The sequence below is a fragment of the Aeromonas sp. Prich7-2 genome (genome assembly GCF_017939255.1).
Classification (GTDB): Bacteria; Pseudomonadota; Gammaproteobacteria; order Enterobacterales; family Aeromonadaceae; genus Aeromonas; species Aeromonas caviae.
Genome location: NZ_JAGKRI010000114.1, coordinates 20,762 through 35,291, shown reverse-complemented (window position 1 = coordinate 35,291; position 14,530 = coordinate 20,762). Strand labels below are relative to the sequence as shown.

Genomic DNA, 14,530 nt, shown 5'->3' with positions numbered 1-14,530 from the left:
GTGGTGGGCATTCCCGCGGAATGCATGGTGTTTTTGCTCATGGGGGGAGCGTATCTAAGGAGCAGGATCAAGCAAGCAGGAAAGTGGGATCAAGAGACGATCGTCTCATTTTTCCTGTGTCAATACTGTTCCGGTGAATACTTACACGTAATCCGATGGGCACCCTTAAGGAGGGTAATGGTTCTGCAGTTGCTATCCTCAATCGCAACGAGCCAGTCTTCTACTGTGTGCCACCTGAGCTTTTCGCCTACTATGTTGAACTAGCCGAAGATGCCGAGCTGAACCGTATAGCTGATGAGCGTATCGCATCACTCGACAGGGTTAGTATTTCGCTGGACGACCCATGATGTCTATCAATCGTGCCAGGACAGAATGTTGCCTTGGTATGTAGTGCGTGAGCCAATCTGATACATCAGTTCTACAGGTTACTCGAGGAAATGCTGATTTTTGGCAACCTCCAGGGCTAATAAGTTATTGAAGTTATGGAAGAAGATCTCGAATATCACATTGGAGTATCTCGGAAAGCCGGTAGGCTTTTTCAAGCGTGATATTTACGGTTCCTCGCTCGATGCGCCCTACATAGCTCTGATCGATATCAGACATTAAGGCGAGCTGTTCTTGGGTGATGCCGAGTTCAGTTCGTTTTGCACGCAACTTATTACCAAATTTCTTCGCTATATCATGCATTTATCGCCTCACTTGAGGCGAAAACTATCTCTGGTTGCTGAGCACAAGTGAAGGGACTATAATCCCTATTTGTACCCAATAATCTAACTGGCACTGGGGAATGTGTTAGAATATGCCGACAATTCAATTGCCAACACCAATCTATGTAGCTCTTGAAGTTGATAAACTAAATAACTTCACAATATCTGAATGTTTAAAATCTGGATATGGTGAAAAAAGTAATTCGTACAGAAATGCAAGAGAATATAGCTATATATATACACAAGTAATGAAATTAGTGAGTTTCGGTCTTCTCAGAAGAATGTTTAATGGGCGATATGTGAGGTTTGTCAAAACAGAGGAGTATGTAAATGCAACTATCGAGCTTATTTCTATTCCTGTAGATGAAACAAAGGCTCCGCAGATTGAAGTTTTATCTAGACTTCAAGCGAGATATTGTGACTATGAAAATAAAATACAGTCACTTTGGGGGGAGTGGAGAGAATATGATGAATTAGCAGATTTATATCCACAATTTCAAAGCCCTATTATAGTCGCATCAAACCAAGTAAATAAAAAAATAAACACCATATTGGGAAGACTTAATGCTGTCAAAATTATCATTGAAGCTTTGGGGAAAGAGAATGAAAGTAATACTGCCACCAAATAGAATGATGATGCTTTTTTCATTACAGAAATACTAATTAACTATCAAGTGGCTTTGAGTATAGGTACAAGAGCTAGTTTTTATCATTGTCTGAGTTTTGTAGTTCCCTAATTAGAAAAGGGCTTAAAAATCGCTCAATGTTTTTATGGAGGCCAGCAGCTTTAACAGCATGAACAATATTTATAAGTACACTTGTGTTCTGCGCGACCATACTTTTTGCTTCTTCAACCTGACGCCTTAGAGAAGCATTGGACTTAATTAACTCAGCTCTACTTTTAGTCGATCCAGAGCGAACGCTCTTTCCAAAAGTACCACCGATCTCATCTAGCTGCATTTTTTTATAATGTTCAATAATATCTCTGCGACTTGTTAGAGTACTGACAGCTCCGGTGATGATGCCTTTTTCTTTTAGTCTGATATGTAAAGATTTATTAGAAATAGGGGATAACTGATATCCTTCACGTACCATTGCTCGCAATTCGGATTCAATTGCTTCATTGAGAGCTTCACCTGACAGTTTTTTATGCATTATTTGCTTTCTCCAGCTTTTTATGTTCAACAGCAAAAATTGTGGCGAGAGTTTTTGGTTTTTTATCAAAATCAAAGTCAATTAAATTGAACTTTACCTTAGTAGATTCAATTTTTCTAGAACCTTCTTTGACTCGCTGTAAGTTTTTAGAACGACAAGAAAAATCTAGTATAAGTTCATCATGCTCAGCTTGTGTTAATGTCCCTAACACCAATAAGTTGTTGAGCTCTTGAATTTGCTGTTGGAGCAATGATATTTTTCGTTCTAACTTTACTGTATCGTCCGCTCTTCCTATTACCGTGAAATAAGGACATGCTGAACCGTCTTGACACTTCATGGAGTATGGGCATGACCATGCCTGTAGTTTTCGCATACAGCTTCCGAAGTCAAGTGGATGTAAATCAGCATGCCTATTTAGCAACAAATTCTTTTCTGGTTTTGACTCTTCTTGGCTCCATGCCTCACCAAGGCCTGCCATTAAGTCTAATGAACAGGATTCAAATATGTCTTCTAGGAACGAAACTTTATCTTCCTTTGTCGTAAAGGTGTGAGCATTCTGTGCGATGGCATTACCGATGTTCAATCTTTGGTTAATTGAAATCTCACCTGTATTCTTTATCAAATCTAAAGGTGTCGGCACTATCGAAACATCCAACTCTGGTTCGTTCATGAATGAGACCATCTGGCTACTAAAAGTTACCACTTCGCTTGCTAGTGCTCGTTGTTCAATGGCTAAATGTTGATATGCAGTGTTTTGACTAATATCAACACGACCCATCATGACAGCTTGTAGATGGTCAGTTATTCCCGCAATAGCGAGGAATGTGTTGATAGTGTGACGAGGTATGTGTGTTGTAAGTTCAGGGAAGTTACCATCTTCATCTACCAGGTTGTATTTCTTGAATAACGAAGTGCCGCCTATACCATCATTTGCACCTATAAACTTCAACATATCACGCATTGATACTCTAGAAGGTAAGGGTTTTGTTACTGAGGACCTAACCAGTGAGGCTGAGCCTTCTGGCACGATGAATAACATGTCCTCTACATTATAGGATATATTAGTTCCTGATTTAGAGTCTGTGAAATTGTAGATGAAATTTGTATTCAGCTCTTTATTGGATGAGATTTTCTTCTTTAAGAATTGCTCTATGTCATCGGAAGAGTAATAAAAAAGTTTTTGTCTGCCATTTATCACATCGATTCGGGAAGGCTCAATTCCAAATTTAGCCAGCGCCTTTTTGGCATAGTCTCTTTGAGCAGAATCACCTCTAGTTTGAGCAGTTATTGAGGATGATTCAGAAATATACGATATTATTTCATCTAATGAAATTTCATCTTTACCATGCAGTTCGATTGGCAATAGTGAGCTAAAACCATTTCCTCTACAGTAGCTAAGATGATTTCTAATGCTTCTGGTAAGATTTAAAGTATCCTCAAAAATAGTTTCTACTAAATCTATAGCTAATGGTTCTACCCAATGGGTCCTATGTCCTGCCTGCTTCTCACCTACATATACAATGCCTAAAAAATAATGTTTCAATCCTTTGTTTTTAAGAATAGCGATTACTTCTTTATCTTCTACATCAAGTCTTTTCAACGCATCAGCCTTTAGCCTCTCAACTTCACCAAATCTAAAACCAGTGACCATAAGTAGCATCAGCATATTAAGTAATATTTTTTCACCATCTGTCGTCACCATACCACGTACAGCGACTATATTAAGAAAGGTCTGTATAGTGATCAGTTTTTTACTCTCATCTTCATCAGTCTCTTCAGCAAACTCAGCATTATGAAAAGCTTGTATTTTTGCTTGCGTAGCTGCCTCAGTCGACTTGGATGAGGGTCTTTTTTGGGTGACTTTATATTCTATCGGATTGAATGTTATTCCTAGTCTATTAATGTACTCGCATAATTTCCTCATCGCAGTTTGGCTATCTGCAGCGTTATTTAGGTTACTCATGACTGAACAATGTGCCAACATCGACTGTGAGATTATTTCATTACTGAAAGCCTGTACAGTAGGAGTTATATCGCCATTAATTAGCATACGAATGTAAAGGCGCTTCAGCAGCAAATTGTCGCGATTCAAGGCAGATATTGATATCTTGTGGTTTTTTAGTTTTATAAGGAAGACGATAAAAGACTTCATGAAATCACGATAATCATCGTAAATTTCTTTGCTTAGATCTATATGAGCATCACCATCAAGATAAATACCTTTATTTATACTCTTAATGCTTTTGAACTCAAGATGGCCAGAGCTTCTACCTGAGAAGACACCTTTTTGTTCAGAATCCGAACTCCAGCTATCATCTTCCCATATAAAATTAACATCAGGCTTGATGTTTTCAAGGAAGTATGCCTTCTGTTCCGCAATAAATATTTTTAAGTTGTCAAATTTATCCTTCATTATTTTAATCCTCCTTTAATGCGGTTTATGACCATCTGTACTTCACATTTTAAATTTGCAATAATGTCTAAGGCGGGGTTATGAATATTTCCAGACTTTTCACTAACCTCTAGTGTGTCAATAATCTCCTTATTTATACAATCTAGAATGGCGTGGTGCTTTTCTAAGTCGGTAAAAGGTCTGAAGTAAAAGCATCCATAACAGGAGCGAACCTTCGCAAGAGTGCAATCTTCACCAGGTCTTTCACATCCTCCAATCTTAATGTGAAGCTTACCTCCTAGCGTGCCGGAAACGGTCCGTTTTAACCATGTTTTTTCTTGAACGGCATAACCAGTGAGTAATAGATTGATCATGTTTTGCCATACTGGGTTGTCCCCAAGAGCTTTACTTTTCAACATAGCCAATTCTGGAGTGGCAGAAATATAGTATGTGGCCGCGATTAAAGAGCTATGGCCTAACATATAGGCTATTTCATCAGCACTTGCTCCAGCAAGTGCTAATGAGTGACCAACATTATGCCGAAAGTCATAAGTTGTTAGCCTCGGTAAAATAATATCCCCTTTAATAATCTGCTCTTGTACTGACTTTGGCTGCATAGATAATAACATCTGCTGTAATATGTCGTTTAAGTATCTAGTCAAGTCTTTGTCTACCAAAATGAAACGGTCTTCTGGCTGCAGTCGAAATCTATTAATGTATTCAACAATAAGTAGACCTAGTTCAGCAGGTAAAGCTATTTTTACTTTGTTATTAGTGATCCTAGTTTGCTTGGCATATGGCATGTTAAGACTGTATCGGTATAATCCAGATGACTTGTTACTTGTATCCTTCTTAAAATCCAAAACAGATATCTTAGCAAACTGAGCAGGCCGCATACCGGTGTAGAATGATAAACCAAATAACGTAATGTTTTCCACATCAGCATTGCTAAGATTTAATAGATTTTTGCTTGCAGTTACAATAGCGCGCACAATCAATGATTTTAAAGGGGAGGGGAATGCGTTTTCTAAATCTTGATATTTAAGGAATGGATTGTTGCATTTAGGGAATGGGAGTAGAATGAAATCGCCAATGTTTTCAACAGAAAAGCCTGGGAAATCGAGCTGACACAGAAGCTTTGCTATCCCTTTGGTTGCGAAGTATTGTTCTGGATTTTCCAACAATTCTTTTGAAGATAACTTATCTTTAAAGCCATCAAAGGTAAAGTTTTCAACATTGAAGCTCTTCTTTATAACTCTAAAATTTGTGTTGCGAAGAGGCCTGCCATAATTTATAAATGCAGCGGTGCAATATTTTATGAGAAGCTTTAGGGGATGATGTTCGATATCAGAGAAGTTAAATGTCTCAGTTTCGCCACCTATCACAAAGCGCCATTTGTCCTCCGATGTCTTGGATGTAACTGAATCAAAGTGAGAGTCTGTCTGAATAGTTACATGTTTAGGTATTTTTAATCCAGTAATAAAGGATATTTGTTTGGGTGACAGTATGATTTGTTGATGTATAATGGAGGGGTCAATTGACATTGTTAATCCTCATATTCTCGGAATATCAAGAGTTTCAAATGTTTCGATAAAATGTTCATCAAACATTTTTAAACTTTTTTCATTTGCACTTTCAGCAATAAAACGTTCGGCATAATGGTTTGGCATCACTGAGTTTTCCGACCAGCCACCTAACTGACGTAGCATATCTTTTGCTGACGCCATAATTCCCTTCGTATTTACCGCGCCAGCCTTAATAAACTGCTTTTCAACCTGGTAGTAGAGATTCTTCAACTGCATGTATGCCCATGTGTGACGAAGCATATGTGGGTGTACATTTTCCAAAAATTCAGCCTTAGTTTGGTCAAAATATGCAGGGAATTTGTCTTTCATGATTTCACTAGCATCGATAATTATTTTATATGCAGCCTTGTAGGTGAGAGGGGGGCATTCACCTATCGATGAACTAAATAGAAAATTGTGTGATGCCCTAAGCTTCACTTGCATCATAAACATTTTTATGATTTTGTAGTCTTGCATTGAAATTTTTAGTTCTCTGATACTATTGCGAGTCTTAATCGATGGTTTATTTTTTCGTGGATCGACACCATCATCTAAATTGGCCACATACATATAGGCTATAGTTTCTGCCATATTTAGTTTGAATGAAGATTCTCGGAGAAGAAGGGTCTCGCCAATCCTTAAACCATATTGTGTAAGGAGCTTCACCAGAATGAGATTCCTAAATCGAACATAAGCTGAAGCAGTCATTCTACCATCACTATCTTTCTCAATTTTTGCTGGTAGCTTAAAAAGATAAACAAAATCCCTGAGCTGTTCATTGGTCAAGCTTTTATAAAGGTTTTTGTTCTTATTTCCTAATCGAAATTTAGAGTGATTATTTGCTGAAAGACTTAAGTATGAGTGTAATGTCTTATTTAGATTGTATGTTTTTTCAAAATCATCCAACATAAAATGTGGTGTAATATAGGAATCTATCAACCATGAGATAAAACGGCAGACTGTTTGATATTTTGATACATGAGTTTGAATTTCTTTTATTGAATTTTTTTTGTGAATTGTAGGAAGTGCAGTAACGTTATCCATGTAAACTTTACTACTACAAAGGAAAATCCAGAAGCCTTCTAACTCTGAGATAATTTTTGATATGACGGTACCGGAAAATTCGTCTTTATACATAGAATAATCCAGTGTGCAATTGAACTTAGTAAGCCAATACTCATGGAAGAACATTATGTTAGAAAGTGTACTGATCTGATAGTTGAGGGATTTGAAATGCAGTTGTTCTATGCAAAATTTCAGCGACAAGAATGTTGGTTGCATGACTTCACTGTCGAAGAGGCAGGCACGCTTATCATCAATTTTTATCACTTTATACATGTGTACATACCAAAGAGAGGACAATGTTGTGTACACAATAATACATGGACATTATACAAAAAAGATGATCTGACTAAAATTCAAGCAGAGCATTCTAACATATTGATTTTTTTGAAATTAAATGAATGTCCTCAAGAAGAGATGTAGTAGAACACAGGTATATCTGATTTAACATAATATACATTATGCGCGGTGTCGAATTTATGAGTCCCAGGGCATGGTCAATCAAGGATTGCCTTTAGGTCCCGTGTCTTGGTTATGAGTGCAGTTTTATTGTTCACCATTGGTTATCAGTCATATGTACGGTTCTGGTCGAGCAAGTGGTCCAGCGGCTTGCGGCTGGCACTCTCGTGACGTTCCCGGTTGCCGGTGTGCAGGTACTTGGAGGTGGTGTCGATGCTGTCATGTCCCGCATCGGCTTGTACGTGGGATAAAGGCCGGCCGTGCAGATTGATGTCATGGGTGATACCGGTATGGCGAATGGAGTGCGGCGTCAGGGTTCGCATTTCAGCGGCATCCTGATCAAAACCATCTTGTTCGGCGAGGCTTGCGGCCTGTTCAAATACCGCCATTACCAGGTCTCGTAGCTGGCGGATACCCAGATTGGCATTGAGTTCGCCTTGTTCGCGGCCATGGGCCGCCGCCTTGTGGCGTACGAACAGCGGGGTCTGCTCCCCGGGGGCCGGCAGTGGCGAAAGTCCAAGAAAGGTACGATAGCGAGCCAGGGCTTCGAGCAGAGCCTGTGAAACGGCCACGGTGCGACGTTTACCGCCTTTGCTGCGGGGAATGTCATAACCCCAGACGCCCGTTTTGGCGTCACGTCGAAACTGGCCCATGACGGGGCTGAAACCCGGCCTGGCCGCCACCTCGGAAATTCGCAGATAACAGGCATACATCAGACAGATGAGAAAGCGGCTGCGCTCATGTTGTGCCGGGCATTCGGCAGCGAGCTGTTCGGCGGCTTGCATCACATAGGACCATTGCAGCTCGGTGAAGGATTGCGCATCTTCACCAGCCTCCTGGGGGCCCGCACGTTTAACCCGCTGCAGCAGGAGAGCCGGATTGCGATCCATGTACTCCTCCTGGATGAGAAACTGGAAGAAGGCGGACAAAATGGCGAGTTTTGTCTTCATCGCCTGCTCACTCAGTCGATACGGCAGCTCCCGGCCCAGTTCCCGCTTGCCAAGAAACGGACGCCACAGGGGGTTTGGCAACCGTTCCCCCCACTCCTTGTCGAGCACGAACTGGGCGACGTTGCGGTAGGCAATCAGTCCGGACGGTGGCGCCTGGCAATAGTCGAGATAGCGCATCATGATGCGCCTGGTGAGATCCCTGGGGCTGATGGCCACCTCGCAAAAACACCAGTGCAAAAAAGTGGTCAGCTCACTGCGATAGGTCTTGTAGTTGTTTTCGCTGTGGCGCTGCTCCAGCAGCCAGTCGACGGCCAGCTCATACACGATCCCCGCGTCGGGGACCTTGCCAAGACTCAGGGTGGCGAGGTACTGGTTGACCTGGGGATTGCCCGCCTCAAGGTGGTCCACGCTATCGAACAGTGGCATGGCGGGTGGAAGTGCTGGATGAGTCATGATGGTGTGTGATGTCGGTTGAATGTTTTGAACGGGGCCGCAACCCCCTGATGCCGATAAATGGGGTTATCGGCATCAGGGCTTGCAGTGCGCCTTGGGGGCAACGACCTGAGGCATCTTGCTGTGATACCCCATGATGACGAGCAATCGGCATATTCAATGAATATGCAGTGTGGTTGGAAAATCCTCGGGGAAAATAGTCGTGAAAATGACTTAAGTTGCACTTTTCATGAATGAGATAGCGGGTTCTGCCTCACATCCCCTTCCCCGCCCTTTCGTCTCAAGCCACGCTCTTCAGGGGCTTCCCCTTTGGCAGTTCAGTATCCAGCTTGTCTTCTTTGGGGGGATTCCCCTGCCCTTTTCCACCGCGCAATACCTGCTGCAACTGATCCCGCTGCTCGGCCAGATAAAAGGCCAGACTCTCCTGCTGCTCCGGTGCAAGCGCGACCGGCGCACCCGCCAGCAGTGTCATCAGCTCATCGGCGGTGTCCAGCAGTTTGTCATAGGCATCCGCCTCTTTCTTGCTGGCAAAGGTCATCTTCTCCACTCCCCCACGTACCACAACATACTTGATCTCAACGGCCATCGCGGCGCCCTCCTGATGATAGTGATTGCAAGTATATGTACGTATATACAGTATTGCAAATACCCTCAGCATGTCGGCATGCATCGCCAGCCCCTGCTTGGCTGGCGGCGGCCAGTTCACACCGGAAAACACGTCTTTTCAAAGGCGCTGTCCCAATTACATGTTGAAAGGCTAACCTTGAAGTAGGTCATCACCCTGAGGGCCTCCATCATGGATACCCAAGCCTTTCAACATCTACTGTCTCTCTTTCCACAGCTCACCATGCGCCAGCGTCGCCTCGCGCAACATGAACTCACTACCCCTCACCCAATCACCTCGCTGGCCGCTCAACTCCCCGCTTGTCGATGTTGCCCTCACTGTCAGGCCGAGGCTACGCAGTTGGCTCCCTGGGGTTGGAGTCGAGGGCTGCGTCGTTATCGCTGCAAGCAGTGTCTGCGCACCAGTTCCGTTCTCACCAAGACGCCTCTGGCTCGACTTCGCAAGGCACAATGCTGGGAAGACTACGCCCAGGCCCTCATCGACGGTCTGACCGTCCGACAGGCTGCCGTCCGCTGCGGAGTCTGTAAAAATACCGCCTTCTTGTGGCGTCACCGCTTCCTGAAAGCCATGGCGAGTCACCAGGCGGCACGGGAAGGGGGTATCGTCGAGGTTGATGAGACCTTCTTCTTGGAGTCGTTTAAAGGGCAACGTGGTTTGCCCCGCCCGGCCCGCCACCGTGGGGGCAAAGGCCGTACCCGAGGCACAGGGCCGGATTACATCCCGGTGATGGTGGTTCAGGACCGGGCTGGTCACCATGCGGATTTTCAGTTGGAGAAAATGAATGCCGAGACGGTGATAGCTGTTTTGACACCCCTTGTCTCGTCAGATGCGGTGTTGTGTAGCGACGGCGCCGGGGTGCAGCAAAGCGCAGGGAGTGACCCATCAGGTCGTGCGCAATCGCCAAGGCGAGCGTGTGGTTGGCGCGTACCATATCCAGCATGTAAACGGATATCACCGTCGGTTGAAAGAGTGGATGGAGCGGTTCCATGGGGTAGCGACCCACTATCTGAGAAATTATCTGGGTTGGCGAAGGATGTTGGAGCGCTACGGGCGGGAAGTGAATGTACCACGTTGCTTGCATGAGGCGCTGGGGCGCCCCATGCAACACGTAATTGGGACATAGCCTTTTCAAAGGGGGGTGTGCAGCGCGGCAAGACAGGGCAGGCGTTTTAAGGTAAATTTCATCAATTCCTTCAACAGGTTGAATCGTATGTCGGATCCGCACTCGGTGATTGTCTGTCCGGCCTGTGACTTGCTGATCGAACGCAAGTTGCTGCCGCTGCGCCGTCACGCCCATTGCCCCCGCTGTCATCAGCATCTGTATGGGCGCTATGCCTTTCGCCCTTCCCAGTTGATGGCGCTGACCATCACCGGATTCCTGTTGCTGCCTTCCGCGTTTTTTGAGCCTTTGATCTATCTTCGTCTGGCGGGCGTGAACTCGGACGCCAACCTGATCAAGGGGATTATGATGCTGTATGCCGAGAGCGAGCTCTGGGTGGCAACACTGGTGCTCTGGTGCGCCGTGCTGGCACCGACAGGGCTGCTGCTCGGGATCTTTGCCCTCGCCTCCGGCCTGGCCAAGCGCTGGCATCTGCTGGCGTGGACCCTCAAAGCGGTCGAGGTATTTCGTCACTGGGCCATGCTGGAGGTGTACATCGTCAGCCTGCTGGTCGCCCTGTTCAAGCTTATCGACATCGCCGACGTGCGCCTGGGAGGCGGTCTGCTGAGCCTGGGTTGTCTGATGCTGCTCAACATGACGCTGCTGATCCTCTTTGACCCTGCCCCTTACTGGGAGCGGATTCCGCTGCAACATGCCTCCCGGGAGCCGGACCATGTCCCCGATCAGCGCCCGTGAACTGGGGCTTTGCCGCTGCCATACCTGCGGGTTGCTGGTGCGCCATCAACACGGCATGAGCTGCCCTCGTTGTCACACTCCCTTGCAGATGCGCATTCCCCATTCCCTCGCCTGGTCATGGGGCCTGCTGGCGCTGGCCACCTTCATGTTATTGCCTGCAAACCTGCTGCCCATCACCCACTTCTACAACAAGGGATTATTGCAGTCCGATACCATTTTCAGCGGTATCATGGCGCTCTATCGCAGCAAGATGTCCGGCATCGCCACCATAGTACTGACCGCGAGCATCATTGTGCCCATCGGCAAGATCCTGGGTCTTGGCTGGATCTGCTGGCAGTTGCAGCGCAGCAAGCCGGTGCGCCGCAAACGCCAGCTCGTCATGTACCGCATCATCGATTTCATCGGACGCTGGTCCATGCTGGACCTGTTCGTCATCTCGCTGATGGTGGCCCTGGTGGATCGCGGCGTGCTGCTCAACGTGCGTGCCGGCCCCGGGGCGACGGCATTCGCCGGCGTGGTGGTGCTCACCATGATGTCGGCCAGGATGCTCGATACCCGCCTGTTGTGGGACAAGGCGGCCCGTTAATGTTTTTTGTGTCGAACGTGCTGTGCATCACAGCCAATGTAAGGAGTCGGTATGGTCGGGGCTGAGCCCGTCATTGAGAAGCACCGCTGGTTATCCCCGGTCTGGTTGCTGCCCTTCATCGCCCTCTTGCTGGCGGGAGGCTTTCTCTACCAGCAGTGGACGAGCAGTGGTCAACTCATTCGCATCAACTTTGCCCAGGGCAACGGTATCTTGCCGGGCAAGACCCAGTTGCGCTATCAGGGGGTCGCCATCGGCGTGGTCCAGGAGCTGGAACTGGCACAGGATGGTCGCAAGATTGCGGTGCTGGCCAAGGTGGACAGCCGTGCCCGCTCCCTCATACGCAAGGGCTCCGACTTCTGGCTGGTGAGTCCCAAGGCGTCACTGACCGAGATCTCCGGCCTGGACACCCTGGTGTCCGGCAACTACATCAACCTGCAACCCGGACGGGAGAACAACCCGCTGGAGGATGAGTTCGATGCCCTGGATGGCCCTCCCCCCGGTTATCAGGCCCAAGGGCGCACCCTGCACCTGACAGCCGATTCTCTGGGGTCGGTGGGCATCGGCGCCAAGATCTATTTCCGCGGGCTGGAGGTGGGCAGTGTCATCAACACCCGTCTTGGGGAAGAGAACCAGAACGTGATCCTGGATCTGGTGATCGAGCCGCGCTTCGAGCACCTCGTCAAGGCGGATACTCGCTTCTGGAACATCAGCGGCATCAAGGGCTCCTTCAGCCTGGCTGGCGTCAGCGTGGAGGCGGGCAGCCTCACCTCCATCCTGAGCGGTGGCATTGCGTTTGACTCCCCCAAGGATTCTCCCGTGGCGCAAAAGGGGGTCAACTTCATCCTCTACAAGGGGCTGGCCGAGGCCGCCCGGGGTGAGCGCATCACCATCCAGGCTGGGACTCTGCCCATCAAGGAAGGGATGCCCATCCTCTATGAGGGCATCGAGATTGGACGAGTCGACCCTATTCGCCTCACCGAACAGGGACGGAGCGTGACGGCCCTCATCAACCCCGAACAGGCGTTCCGGGTGACCGGCAAGAGTCGTCTGGTGTGGGAGACGGTCTCTCTCTCCCCTGCCGGGATCAAGCACGCGGATCGCCTGCTGGCCGGGCCCGCCATTCGCCTGGACTATGAACCCGGTAAACGGGTCAACACCATGACCCTGGAGAGCCAGGCACAGCGCGGCGGCATCAAGCTGACCCTGCAGGCAGAGGATCTCGCCGGTTTGAGCGAAGGGGCTCCGCTCTGGTTCAAGGGGTTACAGATAGGTCAGCTCGGGGCACTGACCCTGGATGCCGGCGGCAATGCCAGTGTCGAGTTGCTGGTGAACGAGCGTTATCGCCATCTGCTGCAACGGGCTCGCTTCTATCGCGCCGCCCCCTTGCAGGTGGAGGCGGACCTCAGCGGTATCAAGGTGGAGACCAGCCCGGCCAGTGCCTGGTTGGCGGGGGGCATCAAGCTGGTACAGGCTGCGAAGGGTGACAGGATTAGCCGACTCTACCCCAGCCAGGAGCTAGCCCTGCTTGGGAGCCGCCATGCCAAAGCGGTCAGCTGGACGCTGCGTGCCGCTCAGGCTGATGGTATCGGTGTGGGCTCCCCCGTCCTCTACCTGGGACTGGAAGCGGGCAAGGTCAAGGCGCTGGATGCCGATGATCGCGGTGTGGCCATCACCCTGGAGATCGATGCCATCTATGCTCCTTTGCTCAAGCAGCAACCCCAGTTCTGGAAGAAGGCCGCCATCGACGGCAAGATCCGGCTCGATGGCGTGCAGGTCAAGATGGGGAACCTCGCCACCCTGCTGCGTGGTGCCATCGAATTCGACAAGCTGGGGACAGGTCGCAGCAGTCATCAGCTCTTTGACAGCAAGGAGCAGGCAAGCTCCCAGGTGCGTACCCTCACGCTCACGGCGGATCACAACCCGGGTCTCGGGGTTGGCAGCCCCATCCGCTATCGCGGAGTGGACATCGGCAAAGTAGAGCAGGTGGAACTGGACCCGACCCTGGGCCAGGTAAGCTTCAAGGCCGAACTGAATGAGCAATATGCCGCGCGTTTCCTGCAATCCGGGGCACGCTATGCCCTGGTGCAGGCCAAGGTCGGGCTGGGGGGGGTTGCCCACCTCGATACCCTGATCAAGGGGGCCTTTGTGGAGGCGACACCGGGCCGGGGGGCTGGCAAGGAGACCTTCCCCTTGAGCCAGAGTGGCCCCGCCGGTCTTGCCCTGACCCTCAAGAGCCCCTCCGTCGATGGCATCAGCGTGGGCAGCCCCCTGCTGTTTCGCAAGATGGTGGTGGGCAGCGTCACCGGCGTGACCCTGGCCCGGGATGGCAGTGAGGTACTGATCGATGTGAATGTGGATGGACAGTACGCCCATCTGATACGCGCCAATAGCCGCTTCTGGAATGTCTCCGGGGTCAAGGCCGATATCGGGCTGACCGGTGGCACCATCGAGGTCGAAACGGTGCAAAGCCTGCTGGCAGGCGGGATTGCCTTCAATACGCCGGAGCGGGAAATGGGCGCGACCGTCAAGGCGGGCCATCGTTATCCGCTTCATGCCAAGACAGAGAAAGAGTGGCTGGAGTGGAGCCCCCGCATCTTGCCCTGAGTTATTCCCCTGTTCGTCAAAAACCGGCCTTGTGCCGGTTTTTTTATGGCCTCATGGACTCCCCCATCAAGAAGGGCCGCGCACTGTGGTAAGATGTCGCCCCTCATTTTGGGTCAG

Annotated in this window: 11 protein-coding genes and 1 pseudogene; 5 read left to right on the top strand and 7 right to left on the bottom strand. The window is 48.5% G+C overall.

Features of this window, described 5'->3' with window-relative positions:
- Positions 1-480: 480 nt before the first annotated feature.
- Positions 481-687 (bottom strand): helix-turn-helix transcriptional regulator, encoded by a 207-nt coding sequence (locus J9892_RS15840; protein WP_182310736.1) that lies wholly within the window; start codon positions 685-687, stop codon positions 481-483.
- A 112-nt stretch (positions 688-799) separates the two neighbouring features.
- Between J9892_RS15840 and J9892_RS15835 the strand changes: the two genes are divergently transcribed.
- Entirely contained in the window at positions 800-1,336 is a 537-nt protein-coding gene (locus J9892_RS15835) for a hypothetical protein (protein ID WP_210538579.1), read from the top strand.
- Between the two features lie 70 nt (positions 1,337-1,406).
- On the opposite strand, the gene J9892_RS15830 is transcribed toward J9892_RS15835, so the two are convergent.
- The 6 genes from J9892_RS15830 to J9892_RS15805 form a co-directional block, all read right to left on the bottom strand.
- Positions 1,407-1,862, bottom strand: a complete 456-nt coding sequence (locus J9892_RS15830; protein ID WP_182310738.1) for a hypothetical protein — start codon at positions 1,860-1,862, stop codon at positions 1,407-1,409.
- Positions 1,855-4,275, bottom strand: coding sequence for a hypothetical protein (locus J9892_RS15825; protein WP_182310739.1), 2,421 nt, complete (start codon positions 4,273-4,275; stop codon positions 1,855-1,857). Before J9892_RS15825 ends, J9892_RS15830 begins: the two co-directional genes overlap by 8 nt.
- Positions 4,275-5,798, bottom strand: coding sequence for a site-specific integrase (locus J9892_RS15820; RefSeq protein WP_182310740.1), 1,524 nt, complete (start codon positions 5,796-5,798; stop codon positions 4,275-4,277). Before J9892_RS15820 ends, J9892_RS15825 begins: the two co-directional genes overlap by 1 nt.
- Positions 5,799-5,807: 9 nt before the next feature.
- Complete coding sequence (locus J9892_RS15815; protein WP_182310741.1) at positions 5,808-6,956, bottom strand: tyrosine-type recombinase/integrase; 1,149 nt, start codon at positions 6,954-6,956, stop codon at positions 5,808-5,810.
- 491 nt (positions 6,957-7,447) lie between these two features.
- Positions 7,448-8,743, bottom strand: a complete 1,296-nt coding sequence (locus tag J9892_RS15810) for a site-specific integrase (protein ID WP_045524874.1) — start codon at positions 8,741-8,743, stop codon at positions 7,448-7,450.
- A 280-nt stretch (positions 8,744-9,023) separates the two neighbouring features.
- Positions 9,024-9,329 carry a YebG family protein gene (locus J9892_RS15805; RefSeq protein ID WP_039041159.1) on the bottom strand — a complete coding sequence of 102 codons (306 nt, stop codon included), beginning with the start codon at positions 9,327-9,329 and terminating at the stop codon, positions 9,024-9,026.
- A gap of 210 nt (positions 9,330-9,539) precedes the next feature.
- On the opposite strand from J9892_RS15805, the pseudogene J9892_RS15800 reads away from it, so the two are divergent.
- The 4 genes and pseudogenes from J9892_RS15800 (at position 9,540) to J9892_RS15785 (ending at position 14,413) form a co-directional block, all read left to right on the top strand.
- Positions 9,540-10,491, top strand: a pseudogene (locus tag J9892_RS15800) (IS1595 family transposase).
- A gap of 87 nt (positions 10,492-10,578) precedes the next feature.
- On the top strand, positions 10,579-11,223 hold the full coding sequence (locus tag J9892_RS15795) for a paraquat-inducible protein A (protein WP_010674754.1): 645 nt from the start codon (positions 10,579-10,581) through the stop codon (positions 11,221-11,223).
- Positions 11,201-11,809 (top strand): paraquat-inducible protein A, encoded by a 609-nt coding sequence (locus J9892_RS15790; protein WP_010674753.1) that lies wholly within the window; start codon positions 11,201-11,203, stop codon positions 11,807-11,809. The genes J9892_RS15795 and J9892_RS15790 overlap by 23 nt, the downstream gene beginning before the upstream one ends.
- Before the next feature lie 51 nt (positions 11,810-11,860).
- Positions 11,861-14,413: an MlaD family protein gene (locus tag J9892_RS15785; protein ID WP_210538578.1), complete on the top strand. Its 2,553-nt coding sequence runs from the start codon at positions 11,861-11,863 to the stop codon at positions 14,411-14,413.
- Positions 14,414-14,530: the final 117 nt, after the last annotated feature.

Bases quoted from the DNA above. Each gene is read 5' to 3' on its own strand.
- J9892_RS15840 (WP_182310736.1), bottom strand. From the start codon at position 687: ATGCATGATATAGCGAAGAAATTTGGTAATAAGTTGCGTGCAAAACGA.
- J9892_RS15835 (WP_210538579.1), top strand. From the start codon at position 800: ATGCCGACAATTCAATTGCCAACACCAATCTATGTAGCTCTTGAAGTT.
- J9892_RS15830 (WP_182310738.1), bottom strand. From the start codon at position 1,862: ATGCATAAAAAACTGTCAGGTGAAGCTCTCAATGAAGCAATTGAATCC.
- J9892_RS15825 (WP_182310739.1), bottom strand. From the start codon at position 4,275: ATGAAGGATAAATTTGACAACTTAAAAATATTTATTGCGGAACAGAAG.
- J9892_RS15820 (WP_182310740.1), bottom strand. From the start codon at position 5,798: ATGTCAATTGACCCCTCCATTATACATCAACAAATCATACTGTCACCC.
- J9892_RS15815 (WP_182310741.1), bottom strand. From the start codon at position 6,956: ATGTATAAAGACGAATTTTCCGGTACCGTCATATCAAAAATTATCTCA.
- J9892_RS15810 (WP_045524874.1), bottom strand. From the start codon at position 8,743: ATGACTCATCCAGCACTTCCACCCGCCATGCCACTGTTCGATAGCGTG.
- J9892_RS15805 (WP_039041159.1), bottom strand. From the start codon at position 9,329: ATGGCCGTTGAGATCAAGTATGTTGTGGTACGTGGGGGAGTGGAGAAG.
- J9892_RS15795 (WP_010674754.1), top strand. From the start codon at position 10,579: ATGTCGGATCCGCACTCGGTGATTGTCTGTCCGGCCTGTGACTTGCTG.
- J9892_RS15790 (WP_010674753.1), top strand. From the start codon at position 11,201: ATGTCCCCGATCAGCGCCCGTGAACTGGGGCTTTGCCGCTGCCATACC.
- J9892_RS15785 (WP_210538578.1), top strand. From the start codon at position 11,861: ATGGTCGGGGCTGAGCCCGTCATTGAGAAGCACCGCTGGTTATCCCCG.